The 26,365-nt window shown below is 65.1% G+C and carries 20 protein-coding genes and 1 pseudogene; 15 read left to right on the top strand and 6 right to left on the bottom strand.

Annotated features, from left to right (window positions below):
* A complete protein-coding gene (locus AC1MLZ_RS09480) occupies positions 1 to 1,200 on the top strand; it encodes a glycosyltransferase family 4 protein (RefSeq protein ID WP_480958219.1) in 1,200 nt (399 codons plus the stop codon).
* On the top strand, positions 1,197 to 2,405 hold the full coding sequence (locus AC1MLZ_RS09475; protein ID WP_480958218.1) for a glycosyltransferase family 4 protein: 1,209 nt from the start codon (positions 1,197 to 1,199) through the stop codon (positions 2,403 to 2,405). Before AC1MLZ_RS09480 ends, AC1MLZ_RS09475 begins: the two co-directional genes overlap by 4 nt.
* Positions 2,406 to 2,414: 9 nt before the next feature.
* Here AC1MLZ_RS09475 and AC1MLZ_RS09470 read toward each other — a convergent pair whose 3' ends face one another.
* Positions 2,415 to 3,059, bottom strand: coding sequence for a sugar transferase (locus AC1MLZ_RS09470; protein WP_480958217.1), 645 nt, complete (start codon positions 3,057 to 3,059; stop codon positions 2,415 to 2,417).
* A gap of 362 nt (positions 3,060 to 3,421) precedes the next feature.
* Here AC1MLZ_RS09470 and AC1MLZ_RS09465 point away from each other — a divergent pair, with 362 nt between their 5' ends.
* From AC1MLZ_RS09465 to AC1MLZ_RS09450, 4 genes are read left to right on the top strand one after another with little or no spacing between them, the layout of a single operon-like run.
* Positions 3,422 to 3,931, top strand: a complete 510-nt coding sequence (locus tag AC1MLZ_RS09465) for a polysaccharide biosynthesis/export family protein (RefSeq protein ID WP_480958216.1) — start codon at positions 3,422 to 3,424, stop codon at positions 3,929 to 3,931.
* On the top strand, positions 3,928 to 5,265 hold the full coding sequence (locus AC1MLZ_RS09460) for an outer membrane beta-barrel protein (protein ID WP_480958215.1): 1,338 nt from the start codon (positions 3,928 to 3,930) through the stop codon (positions 5,263 to 5,265). The genes AC1MLZ_RS09465 and AC1MLZ_RS09460 overlap by 4 nt, the downstream gene beginning before the upstream one ends.
* Before the next feature lie 14 nt (positions 5,266 to 5,279).
* Positions 5,280 to 7,484 carry a GumC family protein gene (locus AC1MLZ_RS09455; RefSeq protein ID WP_480958214.1) on the top strand — a complete coding sequence of 735 codons (2,205 nt, stop codon included), beginning with the start codon at positions 5,280 to 5,282 and terminating at the stop codon, positions 7,482 to 7,484.
* Positions 7,484 to 8,254: a Crp/Fnr family transcriptional regulator gene (locus tag AC1MLZ_RS09450; RefSeq protein WP_480958213.1), complete on the top strand. Its 771-nt coding sequence runs from the start codon at positions 7,484 to 7,486 to the stop codon at positions 8,252 to 8,254. Before AC1MLZ_RS09455 ends, AC1MLZ_RS09450 begins: the two co-directional genes overlap by 1 nt.
* A gap of 6 nt (positions 8,255 to 8,260) precedes the next feature.
* On the opposite strand, the gene AC1MLZ_RS09445 is transcribed toward AC1MLZ_RS09450, so the two are convergent.
* Positions 8,261 to 9,220 carry a ferritin-like domain-containing protein gene (locus tag AC1MLZ_RS09445; protein ID WP_480958212.1) on the bottom strand — a complete coding sequence of 320 codons (960 nt, stop codon included), beginning with the start codon at positions 9,218 to 9,220 and terminating at the stop codon, positions 8,261 to 8,263.
* A 143-nt stretch (positions 9,221 to 9,363) separates the two neighbouring features.
* On the opposite strand from AC1MLZ_RS09445, the gene AC1MLZ_RS09440 reads away from it, so the two are divergent.
* Positions 9,364 to 10,491, top strand: coding sequence for a hypothetical protein (locus AC1MLZ_RS09440; RefSeq protein WP_480958211.1), 1,128 nt, complete (start codon positions 9,364 to 9,366; stop codon positions 10,489 to 10,491).
* A 1-nt stretch (position 10,492) separates the two neighbouring features.
* Here the strand turns inward: AC1MLZ_RS09440 and AC1MLZ_RS09435 are convergent, their stop codons facing one another.
* A complete protein-coding gene (locus AC1MLZ_RS09435; protein WP_480958210.1) occupies positions 10,493 to 10,690 on the bottom strand; it encodes a hypothetical protein in 198 nt (65 codons plus the stop codon).
* 167 nt (positions 10,691 to 10,857) lie between these two features.
* Positions 10,858 to 16,233, bottom strand: a complete 5,376-nt coding sequence (locus AC1MLZ_RS09430) for an autotransporter outer membrane beta-barrel domain-containing protein (protein ID WP_480961416.1) — start codon at positions 16,231 to 16,233, stop codon at positions 10,858 to 10,860.
* Between AC1MLZ_RS09430 and AC1MLZ_RS09425 the strand changes: the two genes are divergently transcribed.
* Entirely contained in the window at positions 16,232 to 16,420 is a 189-nt protein-coding gene (locus AC1MLZ_RS09425) for a hypothetical protein (protein WP_480961415.1), read from the top strand. The genes AC1MLZ_RS09430 and AC1MLZ_RS09425 overlap by 2 nt on opposite strands.
* A gap of 247 nt (positions 16,421 to 16,667) precedes the next feature.
* Complete coding sequence (locus AC1MLZ_RS09420; RefSeq protein WP_480961414.1) at positions 16,668 to 16,856, top strand: hypothetical protein; 189 nt, start codon at positions 16,668 to 16,670, stop codon at positions 16,854 to 16,856.
* Positions 16,857 to 17,328: 472 nt separating this feature from the next.
* On the opposite strand, the gene AC1MLZ_RS09415 is transcribed toward AC1MLZ_RS09420, so the two are convergent.
* Positions 17,329 to 18,105: a hemerythrin domain-containing protein gene (locus AC1MLZ_RS09415; protein ID WP_480961413.1), complete on the bottom strand. Its 777-nt coding sequence runs from the start codon at positions 18,103 to 18,105 to the stop codon at positions 17,329 to 17,331.
* A gap of 116 nt (positions 18,106 to 18,221) precedes the next feature.
* On the opposite strand from AC1MLZ_RS09415, the gene AC1MLZ_RS09410 reads away from it, so the two are divergent.
* Positions 18,222 to 18,374, top strand: coding sequence for a hypothetical protein (locus AC1MLZ_RS09410; RefSeq protein ID WP_480961412.1), 153 nt, complete (start codon positions 18,222 to 18,224; stop codon positions 18,372 to 18,374).
* 322 nt (positions 18,375 to 18,696) lie between these two features.
* On the opposite strand, the gene AC1MLZ_RS09405 is transcribed toward AC1MLZ_RS09410, so the two are convergent.
* Positions 18,697 to 18,969, bottom strand: coding sequence for an SH3 domain-containing protein (locus AC1MLZ_RS09405; RefSeq protein WP_480961411.1), 273 nt, complete (start codon positions 18,967 to 18,969; stop codon positions 18,697 to 18,699).
* Positions 18,970 to 19,101: 132 nt separating this feature from the next.
* On the opposite strand from AC1MLZ_RS09405, the gene AC1MLZ_RS09400 reads away from it, so the two are divergent.
* The 5 genes and pseudogenes from AC1MLZ_RS09400 to AC1MLZ_RS09380 all read left to right on the top strand — a co-directional run bounded on the left by AC1MLZ_RS09400 (position 19,102) and on the right by AC1MLZ_RS09380 (position 26,365).
* The gene (locus AC1MLZ_RS09400; RefSeq protein ID WP_480961410.1) at positions 19,102 to 21,435 is read left to right on the top strand and encodes an FdhF/YdeP family oxidoreductase; all 2,334 of its coding nucleotides are present in this window, start codon (positions 19,102 to 19,104) and stop codon (positions 21,433 to 21,435) included.
* 30 nt (positions 21,436 to 21,465) lie between these two features.
* Positions 21,466 to 21,648 (top strand): annotated as a pseudogene (locus AC1MLZ_RS09395) (IS3 family transposase); the annotation flags it as partial.
* A gap of 205 nt (positions 21,649 to 21,853) precedes the next feature.
* Positions 21,854 to 23,260, top strand: coding sequence for an L-serine ammonia-lyase (locus AC1MLZ_RS09390; RefSeq protein WP_480961518.1), 1,407 nt, complete (start codon positions 21,854 to 21,856; stop codon positions 23,258 to 23,260).
* Between the two features lie 10 nt (positions 23,261 to 23,270).
* Positions 23,271 to 25,304 carry a M3 family metallopeptidase gene (locus tag AC1MLZ_RS09385; protein WP_480961409.1) on the top strand — a complete coding sequence of 678 codons (2,034 nt, stop codon included), beginning with the start codon at positions 23,271 to 23,273 and terminating at the stop codon, positions 25,302 to 25,304.
* Positions 25,304 to 26,365 (top strand): PLP-dependent cysteine synthase family protein, encoded by a 1,062-nt coding sequence (locus AC1MLZ_RS09380; protein ID WP_480961408.1) that lies wholly within the window; start codon positions 25,304 to 25,306, stop codon positions 26,363 to 26,365. Before AC1MLZ_RS09385 ends, AC1MLZ_RS09380 begins: the two co-directional genes overlap by 1 nt.

Genomic DNA, 26,365 nt, shown 5'->3' with positions numbered 1-26,365 from the left:
TTGCGTATCCTGCACGTCAGTTCGGTCTATCCGCCGCATGTCATCGGCGGCGCGGAGAAGGTCGTCGAAATGCTCGCCGAGGCGCAGGTCGCGCGTGGGCATCAGGTCGCGGCGGCGTATCTGACGCGCGACGCGCAACCGGCGGGTGAACGCCACGGCGTCGCGGTGATGCCGCAGCCGAGCCGTAACCTGATCTGGATGGAGGACGTGTTCGCCAGTCCGCGACCGATGCGCACCGCCAACAAGCTGGGCCAGATGGTCGACTACCGCGCCACCGCCGATTTCGCGCAAGCGATTGCGGCGTTCCGTCCCGATATCGTCCACACCCATTCGATGGTCGAATTGCCGCCGATGATCTGGTCGGCGATCGCGAACAGCAGCGCGCGGTCGGTGCATACGCTCCACGACTATGACCTGATCTGTTCGCGCGCCTCACGGTTTCGCAACGGCAAGTCGTGCGAGGCGCTGCACACGTCTTGTCGGATTACGGCCGCATGGAAGGCGCGGTTCGCCGGTCGGATCGATGCGGTTGCGGCAGTCTCTCAGCCGGTGCTCGACGAGCATCGACGCTTCGGCCTGTTCCGCAACCTTGGCCCGGACCGGGCGCGGGTGATCTGGAATGCGGTCGACGTCGCCGAAGGGCACGCGCGGCCGACGCGGATCGGCGACATGGTCTTCGGTTTCCTTGGACGATTGGTGCCGGAAAAGGGCATCGAGCCGCTACTCGCCGCCTGCAGGTTGCTTCCCGAGCAGGGCTGGCGGCTACGCGTCGCTGGTCGCGCGCAGGAGGGGGATGCAGCCTATCGTGCGCTGGCCGAAGGCTTGCCGGTCGACTTCCTCGGCTTCACCGATCCGCGCGCGTTCCTCGATTCGATCGACCTGCTGGTCGTGCCATCGATATGGCGCGAGCCGTTCGGGCTGACCGTGGTCGAGGCTTTCGCGCGGGGCGTTCCCGTCATCGGCGCGCGGCTGGGAGCGATCACCGATCTGGTCGGCGCGGTCGGGGACGACTGGCTGGTCGAACCCGGCGACGCGCCGGCGCTGGCCGCGCGGATGCGGCTTGCGATGGAACAGGGGCGTAGCGCGCTGCCCAAACCGGCGGCGTTCGCCGACGTGCTGGCGGCCGTCACGCCGACGCGGATGCTCGATGCGTATGATGCGCTGTACGATACCGTCATGGCGGGGAGCATGGCGGCATGACCGCGCCACTGCGCATCCTCCATCTCTCGAGCCTCTATCCGCCGCATATCGTCGGCGGCGCGGAGCGGTCGGTTAGCATGCTGGCCGAGGCACAGGTTGCGGCCGGCTGGGAGGTTGCTGCCGCCTGCCTGACGCCGGGGGATCCGGTCGAGGAGGTTCGCAACGGCGTCCGCGTGTTTCGCATGGCGCATGGCAACGACTTCTGGATCGAGGATTGGCTCAGCCACACGCCACGGCAGCGCGAATGGGCAAAGTTCAAGCAACAGGCGAATTTCGCGATCGAGCGACGGTTCGGCGCGGTGATCGACGCGTTCCGCCCCGATCTGATCAACACGCATTCGATGGTCGATATCTCGACGCGCGTCTGGCATGCGGCGAAGAAACGCGGCGTCCCGATCGTCCATACGTTGCGCGATTTCGACCTGCTATGCGCCGCGAGCTCGATGTACCGCGAGACCGGGCCATGCGCGCACCGGCACCTCAAATGCAAGGTTCTGACCTTCACCAAGCAGTTCGACCAGCGCCTCGTCTCGGCGGTGACCGCGGTCGGGCAGGAGGTTCTTGCGCGGCATTTGAAATACGGGTTCTTTGATCATGTCCCGGCAGCGCGACGGCATGTGATCTGGAACACTGCAAAGGTCGAGGGGGTCGGCGTCGACTATGTGAAGCCGCCACTCACCGGACCGGTCACGTTCGGCTATCTCGGTCGGATCAGCCCGGAAAAAGGCGTGGATACGTTGCTGCGCGCGGCACGGTTGCTGCCCGCGACCGGATGGCGGCTGTTGATCGCTGGTGCGGCACTCGGCCCGCTCGCGCCTTATGAGGAACTGGCAAGGGGGCTTCCGGTCGAGTTCATCGGCTTCCAGAAACCCAAGGATCTGTTCGACCGGATCGACGTGCTCGTCGCACCGTCGCTGTGGGCCGAACCGCTCGGGCGGACCGTACTCGAGGCCTATCAGGCGTATGTGCCCGTCATTGGCGCGCGTAGCGGCGGCATCGCGGAAATCATTGCGGACGATGCCTGGCTAGTGCCGCCCGGCGACGTCGAGGCACTCGCCGAGCGGATGAAAGCAGTGCTCGTGCACGGCAAGCCGTCGTCGCCGGCAGGACGGGACCGCGTGGTCGCGCGGACTACGCCCGCCGCCGTCGCCGACGGGTTCGCCGATGTCTATCGCGCCCTCCTCGGGCGCTCCGACATCGGCTAGCTAGGGGGATCAATAGGCGCCGTGACCCGACAGCACGGTGCGCGCGGTGCCCAATAGAATCCGTGCATAAAGACGTGGCGACAGGCGGCGTGCCATTATGCTGTCCATCGCGACGCGGCGGCGATAGTCGGTGTCGTTGCGTCCGCTGATCTGCCAAATCCCGGTAATTCCTGGCAGCATCGAGCAGTAATCCACATAACGCCGTCCGTAGCGCGAGACTTCCGCGGCAACGATCGGACGCGGGCCGACCAGACTCATCTCGCCGCGAAGGATGTTCACGAACTGCGGCAGCTCGTCGAGACTGGTTTTGCGGATGATGCGGCCGATCGTGGTGATGCGCGGATCGTTGCGCAGCTTGTGGTCGCGGTGCCATTCCGCGCGAGCGACCGGGTCGCTGGCAAGCAGCCGTGCGAGACGCGCATCGGAATCCGGTGCCATCGACCGAAACTTGTAGCACAGGAACGTGCGCCCGTCCTTGCCGTAGCGGCGATGGCCATAGATCGGCGAATGCCCGTCGCGTGCCCAGATCGCGACCCCGAGCAGGATCATGATCGGTAATAGCGTCATCATGAGGAGCGCGGCGAGCGTGACGTCGATCGCCCTAATCAGCTGGGATTGGCCGCGCGCGTGATCGGTTTGATACTGAGATGTCATGGTTACCTACCCGTTAGCTAAGACACGCTAACGCGCGGGACGGGATTGCGCGGCGATCAAATGAGGCACGCCAGCCCCCGCTGCTCCAACACAGCCCTCAAAACATCAATTGATACAATCATTTCGGCGGATAAGTCGAAAATGAATATGGGTTAAAGAACTATTAAAGCCCTCACATCATTAGATGGTTCAGAAGATTAGCGGTCGAGCACGATAACGTCGTTGACCGCTCGTGCAGTATCGGACCTGCCTGAACCTGGTTCGGGTAGCTGATCTTGGATGTAACTTAACAAGCAACGGTGCTCAGCGCCCCGGGAGGACGTATGCTTAGGCGTGTCGTATTAGGATGCTTTGCTGTCGGCTTGGCGACGTCGGCGATCGCGCAGGACGTTGCTTCAACGCTACCGACCTATAACTACGCGCTGTCGGGCGGAGACCGCGTGCGCGTCGTCGTGTTTGGCAATTCTTCGCTTGGAGGCGAGTTTACCATCGACGGTTCCGGTACCATTGCGCTGCCGCTGATCGGCGAAGTCGATGTGCGAGGGTTGACGTCGTCGCAGTTGCAAACCCGGATCGTGTCGAAGCTTGCCGATGGCTATCTAAAGGATCCTCGCGTCGCGGTTGAAGTGTTGTCGACCCGGCCGTTCTACATTCTGGGCGAGGTTAACAAGCCCGGTCAATATCCGTTCGCCAACGGCCTGACCGTCGAAGCTGCGGTTGCGCAGGCTGGCGGCTATACCTACCGCGCCAAGACCAAGAAGGTCTTGATCAAGCACGCCGGCGAGGCCAGCGAATTCATCACCTATGACGTGACCGCAAAGACCCGGGTCGCGCCGGGCGACACCATCCGTATCAAAGAGCGCTGGTTTTGAGCCGGTCTTCGTCGGCGGCACGACGCCGCCGTACTGCGCTGGGACTGGTTTTCGCGGCGGGCACCGCCGCGCCCGGGTCTGCGCAGCTGCTGCAAGACGCGCCGACCGTGATGATCCCCCCCGAAGCGCCAATCACGTCGGTGCGGTCGGTGTTCGCGCGTACGCAGGAAACCGCAGTCGCGGATCGCATGCTGCCTGCGTTCACCGCGCAGGGGATCTCGGTCGGCGCGTTCGACGTATTTCCGGGCCTTGCGATCGGCAGCGTGTACACCACCAACCTGTTCGCCAATAACGACGACCGCCGCGACGACATCGCGCTGGTCGTCCGCCCTGAAGTGACAGTCCGCACCAGCGCCGGCCCCTATCAGGTTGCAGCCTATGCGCGCGGTGACCTGCGGCGCTATTCGACCTATACCAGCGAGAACACCGAAGAGGGACTGGCCGGGCTCCGCGGCAGCGTCGCGATCGGCGCGCTCAGCAGCCTGACAGCGGGCGTCAGCTATGGATCGCTGATCAACCCGCGCTACGCTGCCGATTCGCCGGTCAATGCCGCAAAGCCGATCGAATATCGCGCGTTGAACGGCTTTGCCGGCGGCACGATCGAGGGCACCAGCACCCGCGTCGTCTTTCGCGGCGACATCGCCCGGCTGAGGTTCAGCGATACGCCGAGCCGCGAGGGCGGTACGCTGTTCGCGCGTGACCGCGACCGGACCCGCTACCAGGGACTGGTGCGCATCGAGCGTGCGATCAGCCCGGCTTTTTCCGTCTACGCCGCGGGCAGCTTGAACAAGATCGACTATCGCCTCCCGACCCCCGGCATCGGTACGCGTGATTCCAAGGGCTTTGGTGCCTATGTCGGATCGAGTTTCGAGCTGACCACGCTACTGCGCGGCGACGTCCGCGTCGGCTATATCCGGCAGAATTTCGACCTTGCGGGTATCCGCCCGCTGTCGGGCATCGGTACGCTCGCGACGCTGGTCTATTTTCCCAACCGGCTGTGGACGATCACCGCGACCGCGCAGAGCAGCATCGAGGACAGCGGTGTCCCCGGAACTGGCGGCTTCCTGCATCGCGGCGGATCGCTGCGCGGCGACCATGAACTGCGTCGCTACCTCATGGCTTCGGTCGAGGGCGGCTATTTCCGCGATACCTATCGCGGCCTCAACCGCCGGGACAGCCTGCCCTATGCGGATGTCGGGCTGACCTACCTCTCACGCAACCATTGGAACGCACGGCTCGGCTACCGATACCTGTCGCGCGATTGCACCTGCACCGCCGGCGTCACCAATTTCGACGACCATCGCGTCTCCGCGACGCTCACCTTTCAGAACTGACCGGAGACTAGACCATGGCTAGCGTACTTGCGCCTTATACCGGGCTTCGTCCGACGATCACGCCAACCGAGCGGCCCGCACCGTCGACCAGCTTGATAGACCTGTTCAAGACCTATCGCCGCCATTTGGCCCTGTTCGTTCTGGTCGCTGGCGCGATCATGCTGGCAGTCGCCGCCTATACGCTGCTCCAGACGCCGCGCTACACGGCGACTGCGACCTTGGTCATCGCGCCGCGCCCGGCCGAGATCGGGTCTGACCGCACCACCGCGCTCAGCGATCCGGCGGCCGATTCAAGCGTCGATACGCAGGTCGAACTGCTGAAAAGCCGCACGCTTGCGGCGCTGGTCGTCGATCGCCTGATGCTGGACGAACCGACGCGCTTCGACGATCTGATGCGCAATCCCTCGATCCGCGACCGTGTACCTTTACTCGCGGCGAAGGCGACCGCAGTCGCAGCCTCGGCGCGGCGCGACGCGGCGATCGAACGGCTCCAGCAGGGACTGGACGTGCACCGCACGGCGCAGACCTTCGCGCTCAGCCTGTCGTTCGAGCATCACGATCCCCAGCTCGTAGCCGATATCGTCAACACCTATGCCCGGGAGTTCGTGGCGCAGTCGACCGTCGTCAAGCGCGAGGGATCCGACGCGTCCGTCACCCTGTTGCGCGGGCAGCTTGCTGGAGCGCGTCGCGAGGTCGAGGCTGCGGACAATGCACTGGGCCGGTACAAGGTTGCTCATAATTTGATGAGCGTGCAGGGCGGCACGATCGCCGAGCAGCAATTGTCGTCGCTCGATGGCCAGGTCGCGTTGGCGCGGGCGGGGGAGGCTGAGGCCAGTGCCCGGTTGCAGACCGCGCGGCAGCAGCTTGCCCGCGGCTCGTCCGGGGACGATTTGGGCGAGGCGCTTGGCTCTCCGGTAATCCAGCAATTGCGGAGTCAGCGCGCGGTGCTCAGCGCGCAGGTAGCGGATCTGGATGGGCTCTACGGACCCAAGTATCCGCCGCTTGCCGCTGCACAGCGGCAGGTTGCAGACATCGATACGCAGATCCAGGGCGAGATCACTCGCACGATCGCCAATCTCGAGGCACAGCGCGAGGTCGCAGCCCGGCGCACCGGATCGCTGGCCAGCAGCGCCGGTGGCGCACGGGCACAGGTCGTCAACAATAGCGTCGCCTCTATCGCGCTTGGCGCCTTGCAGCTTCGGTCGGATACCGCGCATCAGATCTATGCACAGATCCTCAATCGACTGAACGAAATCGGCGCACAGGCGGCGACGACCCAGTCGGATGCGCGCGTCGCCAGTTTGGCGGCGGTGCCGACGCGGCCGACCTCGCCCAATATGCCGATCAACCTGCTCGTCGGCGCATTGCTCGCCACCGCGATCGGACTAGGCGTCGTGTTCCTTAAGCAAGGTACCGATCGTGGCATCCGTACTCTGGAGGACGTCGAGGGTCGATTGCAACTGCCGTACCTTGCCGGGTTGCCGACGCTCGGCTCGGCGGTCCGCCATGTCGGCGGCAGCGACCCGATCAGCGCGCTCGTCGACCATAGCGGCTCGGCCTATGCAGAGGGATATCGCAACCTTGCGGCTTCGGTGTTGCAGGCGGCGGGATCGGGCAAGGTTCGCACTATTGCACTGACCTCCGCGCTGCCGAACGAAGGCAAGACGACCGCGTCGATCGGTCTCGGACGGATCGTCGCCATGAGCGGGGTCAGCACCGTGTTGGTCGATGCCGACATGCGCAGGCCGAGCATCGCCAACGCGCTGGGGCTGCGCCCAACCGTCGGCTTGCAACAGGTGCTCGAAGGCGACGCGACGCTCGACGAGGCGCTGTTGCCGGATGTCGATTCGAGCCTGACGATCCTGCCGATGCTGCGCGCGGGCCTCGCCGCATCACATGCGCTTGGCAATGGCAGTTTCGATGCGCTGATCGAGGACCTGAAGGCTAGGTTCGACGTCGTCATCTTCGACGCCTCGCCGGTCCTGCCCGTGGTCGACGGTCGGTTGGTCGCCAAGAAGGTCGATTCCACCATCCTCCTCGTTCGCTGGCGGAAAACATCCGATGCGGCGGTGGAGATGGCAATCCATCTGCTTCAGTCACTCGGCGTCAAGATGACCGGCGTCGCTCTCAGCCGGGTCGACCTGCGGGCACTCGCCCGGTCCGGCTACGGTGACCCCGCCCAGTTCATGGGGTCGTACAGCGGCTATTATTCAAACTGATGTTGAAGGTCATGTACACAGGCGATCCCCGCGGCAGTGGCAGGTCGCTCAGCACCGAGCTGCTGCTGCATCGCCTGCGCAAAGTCACGGTTCTCTCGCCGTTGGAGGTCGAATTGGTGCTGTCGTTGGGCGAGCAGCCCAAGCAGCACGCGCCGGGGACGAGTATCTGTCCGCAAGAAGACGGCAGCCCGCATCCGCGGCTGGTCGTAGGCGGGTGGGCGTGTCGGCCGCGGATCCTGCCCGACGGCCGCAGGCAGATATTGAGCGTGCTGATTCCCGGCGACCTGATGGGCGACCGGGGCGAACGACGCCCGTTCGCGCTCAATCCGGTGGTTGCGCTGACACCGGTGCGCACGATCAGCATCGCGCGGATGGTCCAGGCCGTCCGGCTGAACCCGCATGACTATCCCGGGATCGCCCGCGCGCTTGCGGCGATCGACCGTACCGAAGAGACGGCGCTGCTCGATCACGTGGTCCGGCTTGGCTGCCAGAGCGCCCGGCAGCGGATGTCGCATCTGCTGCTGGAACTGCATCAGCGGCTGGCGTCCATTGGGTTCGTTCACAACGGATCGTTCCCTATGCCGCTGACGCAGGATACGCTGGCGGAACTGCTCGGACTGAGCCTGGTGCACGTCAACCGCATCGTTTCGCAGTTCCGCCGTGAAAATCTCGTGTCGATCCGTGGCGGCGTTGTCACCATCGACGATTTTGCACGGCTGGCGTTGCTTGCGGACCGCGCGGACCCCACGCGAGACGCCGCCTCCGGCTGAGCGGCGTCAGGCGGTAACGCCGTTCACGCCGGCGGGCAGGAACCCACCGACCCCGCTGTCCGACAGATACAGGTTTTTCAGTACCTGTGCCGTCGCGCGCGTGAAGGGAATCGGGCGGCCGTCGGAATCCTGCAGGTTCGAACTGGATCCGCTCGCGCCGGCCAGCGACTGGTCGCCGATATTGCTGCCGTCGAGCGCGCCGAGCATGATGCTGGCACCGCTCAGCGCGGTCGCGATCGCGGTGTTGGTCGCCGCCTTGCCATCGAGCAGCGTCCGGATCAGGCCGCCGTGATAGATCGCGTCGGCGAGATTGACGGACAGCATATCGGCGACTGCGGTGTCGGAGGTCTGGCCGAGGATCGTGCGATAGGTCGCCGCGACCGTATTTTCGACGAGGAATGCACCGAGCAGGAAATGCGCGTCGCTAGCGTATGGATCAAAAGCTGTGCCCGATCCGACGATCCCGGCTCCCCGCGCCGCGGTGGTGAACGCGCCGGTCGCGCCGCTCGACAGGTCGAGCGTAGGTTGCGCTGCCGCCTGCGCGCCCAATTGACCGCGCAATCGCTCGACATGCTGCTGCTTGTCGTCGGCGAGTTCGGCCGCGTAGGCCGCAACGAGCGGGTCGGAGAAACTAGCCTGTCGTGCGCCGGATGCGAGCCCGAAGCGTCCGACTCCGCCAGTCAAAGCTGCCGGCAACCCGGCACCGCGCGCGGCATAGCCGTAGTATTGCGCGCCGACATAGGCGAGCGTCAGCGCAAGGTTGAGCGGGTGACTTACGCCCGCAACGGCGGAGGGGGGCGGGGTGACCGTCGGCGTCGGCCCAGGAACAACGACGATCGGTTCGCTTGCCGCAGCGTCTTCCTCGTCGGCACCGCCGCCACCGCCGCACCCGGCGAGAAGGAGTCCAGTCGAGAAGCTGGCGGTCAGGCGTAGGAACTGGCGGCGATGGGGGGAGATGGTCTGCATCCCGCGAGTAGGGATCGCGACCTTTTCCAGGACGTTAACGGTTCCATGAGATCAGCACCTCAATACATCAAATGATGTAATCGAGGCGGGTTGCTACCAACCGTCAGTAAACCGTTAATACGTCAAAGCCTTTACCGGCGGGCATGACGACACCCATGGCTTCGCCCGACATGACCGCCCCTCTGCAAGCCGCGCTCGACGCCGCCGCTGCCGGGCGGATCGCTTATACCATCCCGGTGGGAGGACATCGGCTGAAGAGTACCGGACTCGGCTACGCCAGCCACGCCAAGATCATCGTCGTCGGCGATGTCTACAATGATCACGGCCCGGCAGTGGGCACGCATTACTGCCTGACCAACCGGTCCGGAAAACGTCTGATCAACGTGACGATCACCGGCGGCGGCGGCGCGTTCGCCGGAGCCCCGACCGATCCGGCGGGGGCGACACGCAAAGGACTCGGGATCGTAGCGACCGACGGCTTTACCGTGATCGGCGTGCGCACCGCCGGGCCGTTGACCGGCTTCGGCATGGAGATCAAGAACTCGACGGGGGGCCACATCAACGGGCTGTTACTTCAGTCGGGGGTCAACAAGGCGGGGGCGGACGGGCTGCATTTCTTCGGCGCGTGCAGACAGGTGACGGGGTCGAACATCGTCGTGCAGAGCGGCGACGATGCGGTGTCGTTCACGTCCGAGAATCACGAGTCGACGAATGCGCTGATGGAGCGGATCACGCTCACCGCGATGACGCTGAACAGCGCGGCGTTTTCCTGTATCAAGTTCTACACCAGCAAGACGACCGGCAAGGCGATCATTCGCAACGTCACGCTGACCGGAATCAAGGGGCGCATAACGCAGGGACCGACCGGGTGCCCGCTGGCCATGCAGAACACCGGCGTGGCGCAAGGTTGCATCATCGACAAGATCACGATCGTCGACGCCGATCTCGACTTCGGCGCCGCGACGCAGGACGGGCCGACTGCGTTCATCACCGATTGCAGCAACGTGACGCTGCGCAACGTGACCCTCAGGGGACGACGCAACGGGCAGTTTCTCCGCGCGATCCGCTGCACCGGGCTGCGCGTGACGGGCGAGGTTTGGGATACCATCGCAGGGAACCCGATGAACAACCTGGTCCAGCTGGAACAGTGCGGCGACTACGTCATCGATCTGGTCGTACGGTCGGCGAGCGGCGCGCGGATCGGATCGCTGAACGTCCGCAACACGGGGACGGATACGGGCACTCGCTTCATCGCCATGACGGGGTCCTGAACTACGTCGCGGTCGTGTCCGAACCGACGGGCATCCGCTCGAGCAGTTCGGCGATGATGAGCGCGGCGTCGGTATTGTTCGCATTCAACCGGGCCAGCGATTGGAGGAGCGTCCGGGTACTGACGGAGGCGAGCACCGCACTGACGCGCGATTGTTCGGCAGGTGTCAGCGCTTGAGGTTCGACGGGGAGACTAGACATTGCGACGCTACGGTAACGCAGGGAAATCGGCCCACCCGATCAATTGACGACTTGCGCGAGCAAGCGTCGCAGGTTGGGCTCCAGTCATCCGACTTCGGTGAACGGTCGCCCCCCTCAACCGTTCGAAAACGCCTTCGCGTCGCTCCGAAGATCCGTGACCGGGCAGATTACAGCCCGATCTTCAGTCCGATCGACCCGCTCGTGGAATGGCCGACCAGCCCGCGATCGTTGTCGAGCGACTTGCGATAGTCTGCTTCGCCGTACAGCGCGATGCGCTGGCCGAGCGCCCAGGTGACCCCGGCTCCCGCCTCTCCCCACATAGCCGAACCAGGGGTGCGAACGACCGAGGTCGCAGCCGGAGAGACGAACAGGGTCCGGTCGGTCGACGCGAACGCCTTCCACAGATTGGCGCGAAGATAGGGCTGAACCGCGCCCGCGCCCGTCTCGTACCGAGCGCGGGTACGTAGGCCGAGACGTCCGGTCAGATGGCCGCGGTCGCGTTGCTGGACCAAAGCATTGACGATCGTCACGTCATCGATCGCGGTGCCCTGCGCGATCAGCTGCGCTTGAGGCTCGAGCACCCAGTTTGCCGATAGCGGGACGGCGTAGCCGGTTTCGACCGAAGCGAGGATGCCGGTGCCGTCGATCGGAATGCGAAAGCCGTCGGCCGCCGTGGTCGCGCGGCCGCCATACCAGCTGTGCTGCACGACGGTGTCGACATAGAATCCACTGTTCGCGAGATACGTCCAATAGGCGCCTGCATAGGTCGTGTTGGGATCGAGCCGGCCGACGCGGCGGTTCTCGACGCCTCCGGTGAAGCCGTTGGTCGTGTAGCGACCGTCCGTATACCCGCCATAGACACCGGCTGCGTGATGACCGGCCCCGTCGCCGAAGCGGAACAGGTCTACGCCGAGCTGGAAGCCGTAGAGATGGCCGTCCGCGGTGGGTCGTGCGTCACCGCGCTGGCGGAAGCGCCCGTCGTCGGCGATCGCCCGACCCCATAGCCGGCCGGGTACCGTGAATCCTTCCGCAACCGGATCGTTCTCGTCGCCCCTGCGCTTGTGATAGGTGCCCAGCATCGCCAGGTCGCCGCGGCGCAGCGCTGCGGGCAGCGCGGCGAGGAGAGGGACTTCGGCGCGGTAGGTCGGGTCGGACGGCGTTTCCCCCGCGTCAGCCTGCGTGCGCAGGAACCAGCTCTGGCTCGTTCCCGCCGCGTTCGATGCGTAGAGCCTGTATTCGAACGCACCTGCGTCGATATGCTGGCCAGCGAGAGTGAAGCCGGTTCCGGTCGACGTGGCGGTGGTGGTGCCGCCGTTGATCGCGCCGACCAGTTCGATGCCGTCTCCGGTAGTACGTGCGCCCAACCCGTCAGCGTTGACGACCTGTATGCTGGTGGTGCCGCTGACCGAGCCCCCGTCGATGATCAGGCGATCGGATGGCGCGCCGTCTCCCGCGAGCACCGTCTGCAGTTTCAGCACGCCGTTCTGGCCGACATAATTGCCGCGGACCGTCAGCGTGTCGGTGGCGCCGGACGGGCCGTTGGTCAGGTCGACGATGCCAGCATTGACGAGCGTCGCGGACCCGCCGGCGCTTGCCCCCACGACGGCGCGCACGCCGTTGCCGGCGAACAGCGTCGAGGTGGCGTCGATCGTTGCGCTGCCGCCGGCGAGGATCAGGTCGCCATCCGAGGTGAGCGTCGATCCGTTGGTAAGGGCGATAGTGTTCCATCCGGTAATCCGCCGGGTGCCGGTGGACGTGGTCGCGTCGAAGGTAAGCGCGTCGCTACCGCCTGCGCTGCCCGCCCCTGCGATCGCGGTGACCCCGGACAGACTGGCGTCGCCCAACCCGCGGAATATCGCGCGGTCGTTCCCGCCGCCGGCGGAGAACGCACCGGCCAGCGTGCCGCCGGTCATCAGGAAGACGTCGTCGCCCGCGCCTAGCATCACCGCGCCGGTCACCGGTCCCGCGGTCAGCGTCACCGCCTGGCCGTTCGCGCCGCCAGCGATCGCGGTGGCGGTTGACGAAGCGGCGTTGATCGTTCCGCTGTTGGTAAAGGCGCGCGTGCCACCGGTCAGGTCGATGACGGCCGCCGTCGTGCTCGTCGAACGCAGCGTTCCGGTGTTGGCGATCGAGGCCGCAGGGCCTGCGACGACCGCCGATCCGCCCTGCACGTTGGCGACCGCGATGGTGCCGCCGAGCGTGACCGCGCCCGTGGTGTTGAGGCGAACGCCGGTCGCGCCTGCGCCGGTGGCGGTGATGGAGAGACCATTGCCTAGCGCCAGCGGACCATTGGTGACTGCGCCACCTGTGCCGGAGAAATCGAAGCCGGTGCTGTTCGTCCCTGCAGCCGTGAGCGTCGCTATCGAGGCGGGGTCGAGCGCGACCGCGGTGTGGACCGCCGCGCCGCTGCCGCTCGCGATCAGCGTCGTGCCGTTCAGGCGGATCGCGTCAGATCCCGCGGCGTTTTCGAGCGCGTTGCCGCTGCCGGTACTGGTGATGATGCCGGATCCCAGCGTCAGCGCGCCGGCGCCGGTGTCGACCAGCACGCCGTGCGCGGTGCCGCCGCCGGTAAAGCTGCCCGCGCTCGTCACCGCCGCGCCGTTGGTCAGCCGCAGCGCGGCAACGCCGTCGCCGACCGATACTGGGGACGTGCCTGTGCCCGACAGTGTCGAGCCTGCGCCGTCGATCAGGATGCCGGTGCCCGATGCCAATGCGATGGTGCCGGCGTTGGCGAAGCTCGCGCCGTTCGCGATGCGTACGCCGGTTCCCGCACCGCCAATGTTGCCGCTGTGGGTTCCGGTGGTGCCGGTGCCGGACAGGTCGATGCCATAGCTTGCGCCGCCGCCGAGCGTGATCGCACCGCTGTTGGTAACCGCCGCGCCGGTGGAGGCGACGATGCCGGTGGCGCTGGCGCCGGTAAAGGCGATCGTGCCGGCGTGCGCGAGCTGGGCGCCGTTGCGCACGACATAGCCGGTGATCCCCATGTTGGACGACGTAAGGTTCGCCGCCGTCGTCAGCCGGGTTCCGGCAACCGGGACGCCGACCGCTGCACCGTCGAGGTCGTGCGCCTGGCCGTCGACTATGGCCGCGGTGGTGCCGTTCCCGGTCAGTTGGAGACCGCTGCTCGCCGCGAGGATACCGGTCGCGCCGCCTTCGACCACCAGCCCGGTCGCACCGGCGCCCGAGACGGTGAAGCGCGTGTCGGTCGCGTCGATTGTCGTTCCGGTCGACACCCCGGTCGCCACGACGCCGTAAGCGTTGGGGCCGGAGACGACGAAGCTCTGCCCTGCGCCACGCGCGAACGCGCCGCCCTCGACCCGCAATCCGGTCGAGCCGACGGTGTCGACGGTCGTCAGACCCGCGCCGGTGATCGCCGACCCCGCGCCGAGCGCATAATAGCCGATCTGACGCGCGCCTTGGAAGTCGACCCCGCCGGTCGTGCCGATATCGACTATGCCGCCGCCGCGGACATGGACGCCGATCGCGCCCTCGCCCAGCAAGGTGACCGCACCGTTCTGCCGTGCCGATGACGACGCGTTGGCGACGTAGATACCGTAGTTTCGCAGGCGATCGACCGAGATGCCGCCGCCGATCACGATCGCGCCGTCATTGACCGCGCGGGCCGAACCGCCGTCGACACTGTTCTCGACGAGCAGGCCGACGCCATTGACGCCGCCGACGGTGATGACGCCGGTCGCGGCGTTGGTCGCCTGCACTGCGCCAGCGACGCTGCTGCCGCGGACCGCGATGCCGACGTTGCGTGCGCTTGGGCCCTGGGTGGCGGTGGGATCGATCGTGATCGCTCCGGTGTTGACCGCGACATTGCCCTCGCCGCCTACCAGCATGCCCGTGGCGTTCTGCGCCAGGGAGCCGATGCGGATCAGTCCGTCATTGACCAGCATGCCCCCGCCCGAGAGCGAGGTCATGCCCGCCGCCGGATTGATCGAGACGACATCGACGATTCCGCTCAGGTCGGCCGCGTTGCCGGCAAAACTGGTGCCGACGCGGATGACGCCGCCGGCGGTGTTGATGGCGGTGCCGCCGTCATACGCGACCAACCCGGCGGCGCCGCCGAACAGGCCGAGCGTGGTGGCGGCCGCGCTGTCGGCGCCACCGATCAGGATGGTCCCCGAATTGGACGCAGTCGCGCCGGTGCTGACCGCGATGCCGGCATTCGCCTTGCCGTAATTCGGGTCCTCCGGGTGGTTCGGGATGTCCCGATTGGCGACGTTGACGATGCCGCGGTTGACGATCGTCGCGCCATCGGTGGCGCGGACCGCGATATTGGCAGTGCCGTAGCCGAGGAAATCGGTGAGACCGCTGGGGCTCGGCCGGCCGCTGCTGCGGTCGAGCGTTTCGTAGCCGACGCCGATCACGCCGGTTTCGCTGTTGGTCAGGCTGCTGCCCGCATCCCGGACACGGATGCCGACGCCGCCTCCGCCCTGCGCGATCGTGCCGTTGTTGACGACCGTCGATCCGTTCTGCGCAAGGATCAGCGTCGAGATGCCATCGTTATTGCCGTCAGCGCCGACCACGCCGACCAGTTCGGAGTCCGTGGTGGTTACCAGCGTCGAGCGATCGAGCTTGATGAACAGCCGCTCGCTGATCGTCGGCGGCGCGGTATAGGGCGCGATGACGGGCGTGCGCACCGTCACCTGACGGATTTCGGACGTCGCCGCCGCCTGGATGCGGCGGTCATACTCTGCGGGTGCGATCGTGCCGGCGGTCAGCAGCGCTATCTGTTCGCTGTTGTAGCGCTTCAGGCTGGCAAGATCGGTCACCGCGTCGCCATTGCCGAACGCGATGCCCGAAAAGGTCGTGACCGGTACGCCGACACTGGCCGATTCGGATTGCGACAGCCCGTCTTGGTCGGCGCCGTCCATCGTGGCGGTCCGCGAATCATAGATGATCGTGCTGCCACCGGTGACGTTGTACAGCGTCGAGCCGCTGTCCGCGGTGACGAGCGCGAAGTTGGCCGTGTCGTAGACGCTCCTGGCCTTGTCGCCGGTCGCGATCGTGACGGTCGAGTTGGCGATGTTGGCGAGCCGCAGGTCGCCATAGACCGGTGCATTGGTATCCACATAGGTCACCGCGCGGGTGTCGGTGCTGGCGGTCGCGAACAGACGGTCATTGTCATAGACCGACGTCGCGACGCGGGTGCCCTTGATCTGGTCGGGATAGGTAACGGCGAGCGTCTTTTGCTGCGCGCCGAGGACGACGCTCGAGCGGTCGGCAACGGCGTCGAAGCCGGCGACCACTTGGCCGTCGCGATTGCGGTCTGCGATGGTGGCGGTGTCGGAGACGAACCGGCGCGCGCTGGTGCCACGCAGGGCGTAGTCGCCGGTGATCGTGCTGGTCGAGTCTGTCACCGCGATGATGTCGGCACGTCCTGCGTTGCTGCCGCCGCCGTTGTTGGCGCCCGGCGAGTAGGAGGGTTGCAGTGCTTGCGCGTGGCCGGCGACCGTTCCGGCAGTTGCGAGCGCGATCATCGACACGCCGCCGATGAAGAGGTGGTGGGTAAGTAAATGGTTCCGCGATGCCATGGTGTATTTCGCCGCTATTTTGCGTGCCGGCGAAATCAGATATCCGGAGGAAATGGCAACGGATGACTGGCGCTGGCGCGATGGTGGTTTGGAATGCGCAACCGGCTGTTTAGACCGGCGGAACACGGGTGGTTTATGGAAAGAACACAGTGCTTTTCGCGAGCGGGCGAAACCACAAATGATGTAGTGGCAGGTCGACGAGTGATCGGGAGACGGACGAATGTCTTGCGGACCGCCCGTCCCGAGCGCAGCCAAAGCACAGCTCCGTCGACATATGCTTCCTCAGCCAAGAGCGGGTATGATCGGCCGGCAACATGTCAGGCGTGCAATACATCAAAAGACCGATCGCCTCGCGAATGACGGTCCGCCATTAACCCATGCGAATAAAACTGCTTCCGGGTCCGATTAGCAAACTGGCCTCCGGAGTGGCCCACATGACCGATTACGAGTTCCTACAGAAAGCCGAGGACTTCCGAGCGGCTGCTTCACGTGCGCGCACGACGGTTGAGCGCGATTGGGCTTTCTACTGTGCAGGAATTTTGGAAGAGCAGGCGGCGCTGCTTGAAAAGACGGGTCGGTGTCCGGATGTCCCTTTGCCCAACCGGCCGAACATTCATGGCTAACGTCGAAGCGTCCCGAATCGTCAGGTTAGGGCAGGGGTTGCCAGCCGACGGACGACGCGTTCCTCGCGCTGTTCGACCGGCTCCGTGTTGTTGTCCCCTGAAGGCCTGACAGAGCGTCGCAGGTTTGCGCGATGAACGCGGGTGGTGATCGATAGCGTAAAGCGCGGTGCGGATGCACTTCGATATAATGGGCAAACCAGCCGGGCAATTGGTCAATGACACTCTGCGCATCGGGCCCGGGGTTCACGCAGACATAATTGCGTTTGAGGGTCGGATGTCAGCAACCGCACCACGGGGGCAGCGCGGCTGCTGACCAGGTGTTCCAGTCTACTGATAACCGCCGTTTTCCTCGCGCTCCTTGGCAGCGTCCTCCTGCACCTTTTCCATTTCCTCAGCCTCTTCGGACTGGGTCGCGTCGTCGGTTTTCGGATCGTCGGTCATGTCTGTCTCCTGCTGACTGGGGGTAAACGGCTCAGGCCAGCTTAAGGCCTTCCTTGTTCATCGCGATGGTGATGTGCTTGTTCTGCTCATCCGAAAGCTGATCGCGGAGCTTCGGAAAAAGATCGTCCTCCTCCTCGCGCATGTGCTTTTCGATCATGCCGCGGAATTCCTTGAGCTTCGGCAGCCATGCGGGGTCGTCCTTGGGCATTTCCGTGAGATCGAAGAAATACTGTTTCACGTAGCCATGCTCGTGATTGAGGTGATCCGCTGCGTCGGTCAGGCCCTGATCGCGCATCATGGCATAAACCACATTCTCTTCCTGAAACGCATGCTTGCTGATCGCGTGTTTCAACTGCATCAGCAGAAACGATCGGCGGCCGGTCGCTTGGTTGCTGGTCTTCTCCAGCAGGTCAAAGATTTTAAGCGCCGCCGAATGTTCCGACGCCAGAGCTGTATCCCAGTTGCCCGCCATGGCTGTTGGTGCCTGTACAGCGGCCTTTCGGAGCAGGTTCGCGAGGAGCCCAGTGGCAACGCCGGCCGCCGCCCCCATCGCTATCTTTCGTTTGAAGTTCTCGGATGCGGGTTCGCGCGCTGCCGTTGCCATGTGGTTCGCTCCTCTGTTCAAGGTAGCAACGACGATGATCCGTACCTGTTCCGGCTGACCGGCGATTCGAAGCGGACGCACGAGCGGCCTTTTTCGCTGTCGCTCAGGTTTGGGACTAAAGCGCTCCTGCGCGATCCGCCGGTAGCTGCCGATCGGCAGCGCCGGTCGCCGAATACGCGATGACCTTCCGAGCCGCTTGGTCAAAGGCGGGTCGCGATCAGGGGCCCCGATGCCGGGTGCTTCAACGCGCTAGCGGATCAGGAACCGAGCATTGCGTCGCCCGTTCTCGTTTCTGTAAACTACGGTACGGGAGTGTAGCGGTGGATGATCCGAAACCCGCAGATCGAAATTACCTCCGCATCGCGCTGGGGATTTTTGTAGCGGCCATTCTAGCAATTATCGTCGTGGCGACTTTGCAATACTGGGGCGACAAGCGCGATCCGGACGTGATCTCGGAGACGAGCGGACAGTAGAAATCCGACGCCGCCTCACCGTCTGTCCGATGTCGAGAGTGCCGATGCCTGAAAGGGTCATGGCCTGTTCTGTGTTCGCTATTGTAGCGATGGGAAGCGGGTTTGAACGGCCGGGAGTGGACGAACTGTCATAGCCGTAGCCGGAATACTGGTCTTTGGTGCCGCCAACGTAACTGTAAATCCTGAGGTGCGCTGTAGATATCGGATTGATGCCCGTCACGTCCTCACTCCGGTTCATAGGAAAGGCTGCATATGTAACGCGCGGCCGGGGGCGTATTCATCAATGGCCGCGCACTAGTCTTCCAAATTTAGCGGATGCCGTTCACTGGCTTTTAAGCAGCGGTTCCTTTGAGACGCTGACTGGCATGGTGCTACGCTTGCGCCACAGGCTCCAGCCAACGAGGAGACCGGCAACGGCGCTACCGGTCAGGATCACAACAGGCCGCAACCCGGTACGCACCGCCACGCGATCCAGCGCCACCTCCAGGCTTCCCGCGGCGTTCACTGCGGAAGGGATAACCCGAGTGTCGAGAAACACCTTCGGCGCAGACGGGCGGGATGGCTGTTTCATCAGATAGTCTCGTCCAACAGTCATCCGGCTTCTCCCTTGCTGTTCGGTATCCTGCCTCGACGATAACGTAGGTCAACGACACCGCATCGTACCTGGTAAAGAACGTAAGCACGCGGCGGATGTATCCGCTTCCTTCCTGCAGGCCGGAGACATCCGATGGAAAAACCCACTTTCAAGCCGTATCGCCTGCCCTCCGGTGGCTGGGGCTCGGCGCGGTCCGTGCGCGAAATACTGACGCGTGAGGGTGTAGCCGCCAGCGGTCCTATAGCGCTCACCCGCCACAACAAGGTCGACGGTTATCAGTGCAACAGTTGCGCCTGGGTAAAGCCTGCCAGCCCACTGCCGCTCGAGTTCTGCGAGAACGGGGTAAAGGCCGTCGCCTGGGAGATCACTGCGCATCGCTGCACCCCCGCGTTCTTCGCCGAACACACCGTCACCGAGCTGCTGGGCTGGGATGATTATCACCTCGAGCAGCCTGGCCGTCTCACCCAGCCCTTACGTTACGACGCAGCGAGTGATCGCTATGTCCCAGTCTCTTGGGGACATGCGGTCGAAGAAATTGCACGCGAACTGCGTGCGGTTGAGGACAAGCAGAAGGGCACGGTTTTCTACAGCTCCGGCCGCCTGTCCAACGAGGCGAGCTATCTCTACCAGTTGTTCGCGCGACTCTACGGCAACAACAATCTGCCCGACAGCTCCAACATGTGCCACGAGACGACCTCCGTGGCGCTGCCCGCCAGCATCGGGCAGGGGGTCGGCACCGTCGACCTGCGTGACTTCGCCCGGTCCGACTGCATCATGTTCTTTGGGCAGAACCCCGGCAGTAATTCACCGCGAATGCTCCACCCGTTGCAGGAGGCGAGCGAGCGCGGCGCGGCGATCATCACCTACAATCCGTTGCGCGAACGCGGACTCGAACGCTTCATCAATCCGCAATCGCCGACCGAAATGCTCACGGGCAGGGAAACGCGGATCAGTTCACAATATCATCAGGTGAGGGCAGGGGGCGATCTTGCCGCGATAACCGGCATCTGCAAATCGGTGTTGGCCCTGCATGACGCAGCCCTTGCGGCGGGGGAGCCCGGGGTCCTCGACACAGCTTTCATTGCCGAGCACACGCAGGGTTTCGAAACCTTCATCGAATGGCTGCGCGAGCAGCAATGGGACGCAATCGAGCGCCACTCCGGCCTCCATCGCGCGGACCTCGAAGCGACCGCAACGGTCTATGCGCGCTCGACTGCCGCGATCGCCGTCTACGGCATGGGGCTCACCCAGCATCAGGCGGGGGTGGAAACCGTCCGCATGCTGGTCAACCTACTGCTGATGCGCGGTAACATGGGTCGCGCTGGCGCGGGCATCTGTCCGGTGCGCGGCCATTCCAACGTGCAGGGCCAGCGCACCATGGGCGTGACGGAGAAGCCCGAACTGTTCCCGCTTGACCGCCTCGGCGAGCAGTTCAACTTCGAACCACCGCGCGAGCCCGGCTACAACACGGTCGAGGCGTGCGAGGCGATCCTGCGCGACGAAGTGCAGGCCTTCATCATGATGGGTGGCAATTTCGTCCGCGCCATCCCCGATCATGGGCAGATGGAGCCGGCGTGGCGCAAGCTGCGCCTGACCGTCAACGTTATCACCAAGCTCAACCGCAGCGCGCTCCTGCCGGGTGAAATCAGCTACATCCTTCCCGTTCTCGGCCGGTTGGAGATCGACGAGACCGCAGCCGGTCAACAGGTGCTGTCGATCGAGGATACTACCGCCTGCGTCCATGGCAGCCGCGGCTTGCGCACGCCCGCCTCGCCGCATCTCCTCAGCGAAGTGCGTCTGATCTGCGAATTGGCCAATCAGGCGCTCGATCCCAATCCGCGCGTGCGCTGGGACGACTACATGACCGACTATGCGGAGATCCGAAAGGAAGTGGGTGTGACGCTGCCCGACAGCTTCAACGACTACGAGCGCCGCATGTGGGAGCCGGGCGGCTTTCAGCGGGACCTTCCCGTCAAGCGCCGCGAATGGCGTACGAAGAGTGGGCGTGCCGAGTTCGTGACGCCCACCGGGCTCGACGAGGATCCGGACATGCCTGATGCGGACCACGATAGCTTTCGGCTGATGACGCTGCGTAGCAACGACCAGTTCAACACGACCGTGTACGGCTATGACGACCGCTTTCGAGGCATCAAGAACACCCGAAAGGTGGTGCTGATGAACCGTTCGGACATTGATCGGCTAGGGCTTCGCGTAGGGCAACTCGCCACGCTTAAAACGGTGGCCAATGACGGCGTAGATCGCCAATTGTCGGGCATGATCGTCGTCGCCTACGACCTGCCGATCGGCTGTGTCGGCGGATATTATCCGGAGTGCAACGTCCTGATGCCGATCTGGCACTATGCGGCGGAAAGCAAGACGCCTGCCGCCAAGTCGATCCCTGTCACGATCCACAGCGACGGACCGGAGATCGTTGCGCCTGAAATGGAGTATGCTGGCCGCCAGTGAAGGGCAGGCTTGAGCGACGCGACGTTCTGCGAGGAGCGGCTGACCGTGCGCAAGCGTGGTGACCGCAAGCGCGCGCTGGGACGCGAGCGCCGAGGGCGATCCCGCAGGAACCCAACCAGCGCTGGTCGCCCGACAACGCGCTAGGACTCGTTGGCCTGCGACCGGCGGTTCCGCATGCTGAATGTGATCGACGACTATAGCCGGGAATGCCTCCACTCACTTCGGATGGACGACGGGGACCATAGTCTCGTACTGTGATGTCGACCGTGGCTACGGTACGGCTGGCTTGCCGTCGTGACCGGCTGGCGCGTCATGGGTTGAAGGATGCCGAGGACGATGGACGTTTACGCCAAGTATGCCGCGCCGGTCGAGGTTCGCGCACCGTCCGTCGTCGCCGATCCCGCCTGAGTATCGCTGGATGAACCCGCTGACCGTCGATCGCCCGGACGAACACGCTCGCGCCCGCCCCGATTGCCACCAGGCGATTAGCATTCTCGACCTGTTCACGATCGGGATCGGGCCGTCGAGTTCGCATACCGTCGGGCCGATGCGCGCGGCGTGGCTGTTCGCCGATCTGGTCGCGGACGAGAAGCCGGTCGCGGTGCGCGTCGACCTCTTTGGTTCGCTGGCGCTGACCGGGCGAGGACATGCTACCGATAGTGCGGTGATGCTGGGGCTTAGCGGTGCGCAGCCCGAGACGATCGATCCCGACCTGATCCCGGTGCGGCTTGCGGCCATCCGGTCGAGCGGGCGGCTGATGCTGGCGGACCGGATCGAGATCGGGTTCGAGGAGAGCCAGCATCTCCTGTTCCATGCGCAGACTTTCCTGCCGGGGCATCCCAATGCGGTGACGTTTACCGCGTCGTTCGCCGACGGGCGCAGTGTCGAGCGGACCTATTTCTCGATCGGTGGCGGGGCGATCGTCGAGGCTGGCTCAGGACCGGTCAAGGCGAACATCCTGTTGCCGAGGCCATTCTCGTCGGGGGCGGAATTGCTCGCGACCGGTGACGCGACCGGCATGACGATTGCCGATATCGTCCGCGAGAACGAGATCGCGTGGCGGCCGGAGAGCGAGACCGATGCGTTCCTGGATGCCGTCCGCGCGGCGATGTTCGCGTCGATCGATCGCGGGTGTCGGCAGGGCGGCATATTGCCGGGTGGGCTGAAGGTGCCGCGTCGGGCGAAGGCGCTGTTCGAAGGGTTGCAGGCGCGCGATACCGCGGCGGATCCGTCCGCGGTGTTCGAGTGGGTGAGCTTGTATGCGCTGGCGGTGAACGAGGAGAATGCGGCGGGTGGTCGCGTCGTGACCGCGCCGACCAATGGGGCTGCGGGTGTGTTGCCTGCGGTACTGCGCTTCTACGAGACGTTCACCAAGGACCCGACGGCGAAGGGCGCGCACGACTTCCTGCTGACCGCGGCGGCAATCGGGTTTCTCTACAAGAAGCGCGCGTCGATCTCGGCGGCGGAGATGGGATGCCAGGGCGAGGTTGGCGTCGCGTGTTCGATGGCGGCGGGCGCGCTGGTCGCGGCGCTCGGTGGCACCAATGCGCAGATCGAGAATGCGGCCGAGATCGGCATGGAGCACAACCTGGGCCTGACCTGCGATCCGATCGGCGGCTTGGTCCAGATCCCGTGCATCGAGCGCAACACGATGGGTGCGATCAAGGCGATCAACGCCGCCTATCTGGCACTTCGCGGGGACGGTCGCCATATCGTCAGCCTCGATGCGGTGATCGAGACGATGCGCCAGACCGGTGAGGACATGCGCTCGCAATATAAGGAGACGTCGCTTGGTGGCCTGGCCGTCAACGTCGTCGAATGCTGAAGGATTTCCCATGACTGCCCCGACGAACCCGCTTCTCGATACGCTGTCGCTGCCCCGTTTCGCGGAGCTCTCGCCCGACCAGATCGCGCCGGCGCTGGACGAGGCGATCGAGCGGCACGAGGCGATGGTCGAGGCGCTGACCACCGCGCGGCCGACCGATTTCGCGGGCGCGTGGCTGCCGTACGAGCGTGCGAATACCGAGATCGGCGCGATCTGGTCGGCGGTGTCGCATCTGCACGGTGTGGCGGACACGCCCGAACTGCGCGCGGCCTATTCGGAGGGGCAGAAGCGACTCGTCGAGAACGACATGAAGGTCGGCCAGAACCGCGATCTGTACGAGGTGTTCGTCGCGCTGAGCGTGTCGCCCGATTTCGCGTCGCTGTCGGATGAGGACCGGGTCGCCGTCGAGCAGACGATCCGCGATTTCAAATTGTCGGGCGTGGCGCTGGAGCCGGAGGCGCGCGACCGGTTCAGCGAGATTTCGGTCGAGCTGTCGGGCCTGTCGAACGAGTTCGGTAGCGCGGTGCTCGATGCGACCGATGCCTGGTCGGAACTGGTGACGGACGAGGCGGACCTCGCGGGGATTTCCGACGCGGACAAGGCGATGTTTGCGGATGCCGCCAAGGCGAAGGGGCAGGAGGGCTGGCGGGTCACACTGCAACAGCCAAGCGTGAACGCCGTCCTCACCTTCGCCGAGAACCGCGAATTGCGCGCCCGCATGTACCGGGCGTTCGCGACACGGGCATCGGATAAGGGGCCGCATGCGGGGCAGTTCGACAACAGCGAACGGATCGTACGGATTCTCGAACTACGCCACGAGGCGGCGTCGTTGCTCGGGTTCACCGATCCGGTCGCGTGGTCGCTCGAGACCAAGATGGCCCCCAATGGCGCCGAGGTGATCGCATTCCTGCGCGATCTGGCACGGCGTGCGAAGCCGGCGGCGGAGCGCGACCTCGCCGAACTGAAGACGTTTGCGGCCGAGCAGCTCGGGATCGCCGATTTCGAGCCCTGGGATGCGGGCTTCGTGTCGAACCGGTTGCGGCAGGATCGCTATGCGGTCGATGCGCAGGTGGTGAAGGCGTATTTCCCGGTCGAGCGCGTGATGGAGGGCTGGCAGACGCTGATGCAGCGGCTGTTCGGCATCAAGCTCGTCGAGCGCGACGACGTCTCGCTGTATCACGACGACGCGCGGTTCTTCGATGTGGTGGACGAGAGCGGAACGGTGTTCGCCGGACTGTATCTCGATCTGCATGCGCGCACCGGCAAGCGCGGTGGCGCGTGGATGGCGCAGGCGCGACCGCGGTTGCACGACGGCAACACCGTGACGGTGCCAGTCGCGTATCTCGTCTGCAATTTCGCGCCGGATGGCGGCGAGACGCCGTCTTTGCTGTCGCACAACGACGTGACGACGCTGCTGCACGAGACCGGCCACTGCATCCACCTGCTCTTCACCAAGGTGAACCGGCCGAGCATCGCCGGGACCAACGGGTTCGAGTGGGACGCGATCGAGCTGCCGAGCCAGCTGATGGAGGATTTCGCCTGGGACAAGGACGTGCTGACCGGCATGTCCGGCCACTACAAGACCGGCGAGAAGCTCCCCGCCGACCTGTTCGAGCGAATGGTGAAGGCGCGGCATTTCCAGGCGGGGATGTTCATCCTGCGCCAGGTCGAGTTCGCGCTGTTCGACCTGCTGCTCCATCTCGGCACGATGGGCAGCGATCCGATCGAGGTGATCGAGGCGGTGCGCGACGAGGTGGCGGTGATCCGACCGCCCGAATGGCATCGCTTCCCGCATGCGTTCAGCCACATTTTCGCAGGCGGCTATGCGTCGGGATACTACAGCTATCTCTACGCCGAATTGCTGGCCGCGGACGGCTTCGAGGCGTTTGCGGAGGCCGGGCTGGTCGATCGCAAGACCGGCGACCGGTTCCGCGAGGAAGTGCTTGCGCGCGGTGCGACGCGGCCAGCGGCGGACAGCTTTCGTGCATTCCGCGGGCGTGATCCCGAGCCGACTGCGATGCTGGTCCGTCACGGGCTGCAGTGATGGCGAAGCGCGTCGACCGGCGCTGGTTGTCGGAGGCGGTGCGGCGGATCGAGGCGGATTATAACCGGTCCGCCGACACGCACCTGATCCGCGTGGACCTACCGCGCTACCCGGGCATCGTGCTGTACCTGAAGGACGAGAGTTCGCACCCGACCGGCAGCCTCAAGCACCGGCTCGCGCGGTCGCTGTTCCTGTATGCGCTGTGCAACGAATGGATCGGGCCCGAGACGACGGTGATCGAATCCTCGTCGGGATCGACCGCGGTATCGGAGGCGTATTTCGCCCGGATGCTGGGCCTGCACTTCATCGCGGTGGTGCCGGCAACGACCGCCACGCCGAAGCTCGATGCGATCCGCTTCCACGGCGGCGAGATCCACATGGTCGACGATCCGCGCACCGTCTACGCGGTCTCGCACCGGCTCGCAGCCGAAACCGGCGGGCATTATCTCGACCAGTTCACCTATGCCGAGCGCGCAACCGACTGGCGCGGCAACAACAACATCGCCGAGAGCATCTTCGCGCAGATGGGCGAGGAGGAGCATCCGTGCCCGTCCTGGATCGTGTGCGGCGCGGGAACCGGCGGCACATCGGCGACGATCGGGCGCTTCATCCGCTATTGCCGGCACGACACGAGATTGTGCGTCGCCGACCCGGTACACTCGGTGTTCCATCGCCATTTCGAGGATTGCTCGGTCGTCGCCTTGCCCGAGGGGTGCGCGTCGCGGATTGAGGGGATCGGGCGGCCGCGCGTCGAGCCGAGCTTCGTGCCGAGCGTCATCGACCGGATGATCGCGGTCGAGGATGCGGACAGCATCGGCGCGATGCGCGCGCTGTCCGACCGGCTCGGGCGGCGGGTCGGCGGCTCGACCGGGACCAACCTCTGGGCGTGCGCGCAGATCGTCGAGGAGATGGCGGCGGCGGGCGAGACGGGCAGCATAGTCACGCTGTTGTGCGATGGCGGCGATCGCTATGGCTGCACCTATTACGACGACGCGTGGCTCGACGACCGCCAGGTGGCGTGGACCGATGCCGCCGCACGGATGACCGCTTTTCTGGGCTGA

The sequence above is a fragment of the Sphingomonas sp. PEI4 genome, assembly GCF_056679955.1.
This window is presented reverse-complemented; position numbering and strand designations above follow the sequence as displayed.

Bases quoted from the DNA above. Each gene is read 5' to 3' on its own strand.
- AC1MLZ_RS09475 (WP_480958218.1), top strand. From the start codon at position 1,197: ATGACCGCGCCACTGCGCATCCTCCATCTCTCGAGCCTCTATCCGCCG.
- AC1MLZ_RS09470 (WP_480958217.1), bottom strand. From the start codon at position 3,059: ATGACATCTCAGTATCAAACCGATCACGCGCGCGGCCAATCCCAGCTG.
- AC1MLZ_RS09455 (WP_480958214.1), top strand. From the start codon at position 5,280: ATGGCTAGCGTACTTGCGCCTTATACCGGGCTTCGTCCGACGATCACG.
- AC1MLZ_RS09450 (WP_480958213.1), top strand. From the start codon at position 7,484: ATGTTGAAGGTCATGTACACAGGCGATCCCCGCGGCAGTGGCAGGTCG.
- AC1MLZ_RS09445 (WP_480958212.1), bottom strand. From the start codon at position 9,220: ATGCAGACCATCTCCCCCCATCGCCGCCAGTTCCTACGCCTGACCGCC.
- AC1MLZ_RS09440 (WP_480958211.1), top strand. From the start codon at position 9,364: ATGACGACACCCATGGCTTCGCCCGACATGACCGCCCCTCTGCAAGCC.
- AC1MLZ_RS09435 (WP_480958210.1), bottom strand. From the start codon at position 10,690: ATGTCTAGTCTCCCCGTCGAACCTCAAGCGCTGACACCTGCCGAACAA.
- AC1MLZ_RS09425 (WP_480961415.1), top strand. From the start codon at position 16,232: ATGGTGTATTTCGCCGCTATTTTGCGTGCCGGCGAAATCAGATATCCG.
- AC1MLZ_RS09430 (WP_480961416.1), bottom strand. From the start codon at position 16,233: ATGGCATCGCGGAACCATTTACTTACCCACCACCTCTTCATCGGCGGC.
- AC1MLZ_RS09420 (WP_480961414.1), top strand. From the start codon at position 16,668: ATGACCGATTACGAGTTCCTACAGAAAGCCGAGGACTTCCGAGCGGCT.
- AC1MLZ_RS09405 (WP_480961411.1), bottom strand. From the start codon at position 18,969: ATGACTGTTGGACGAGACTATCTGATGAAACAGCCATCCCGCCCGTCT.
- AC1MLZ_RS09400 (WP_480961410.1), top strand. From the start codon at position 19,102: ATGGAAAAACCCACTTTCAAGCCGTATCGCCTGCCCTCCGGTGGCTGG.
- AC1MLZ_RS09390 (WP_480961518.1), top strand. From the start codon at position 21,854: ATGAACCCGCTGACCGTCGATCGCCCGGACGAACACGCTCGCGCCCGC.
- AC1MLZ_RS09385 (WP_480961409.1), top strand. From the start codon at position 23,271: ATGACTGCCCCGACGAACCCGCTTCTCGATACGCTGTCGCTGCCCCGT.
- AC1MLZ_RS09380 (WP_480961408.1), top strand. From the start codon at position 25,304: ATGGCGAAGCGCGTCGACCGGCGCTGGTTGTCGGAGGCGGTGCGGCGG.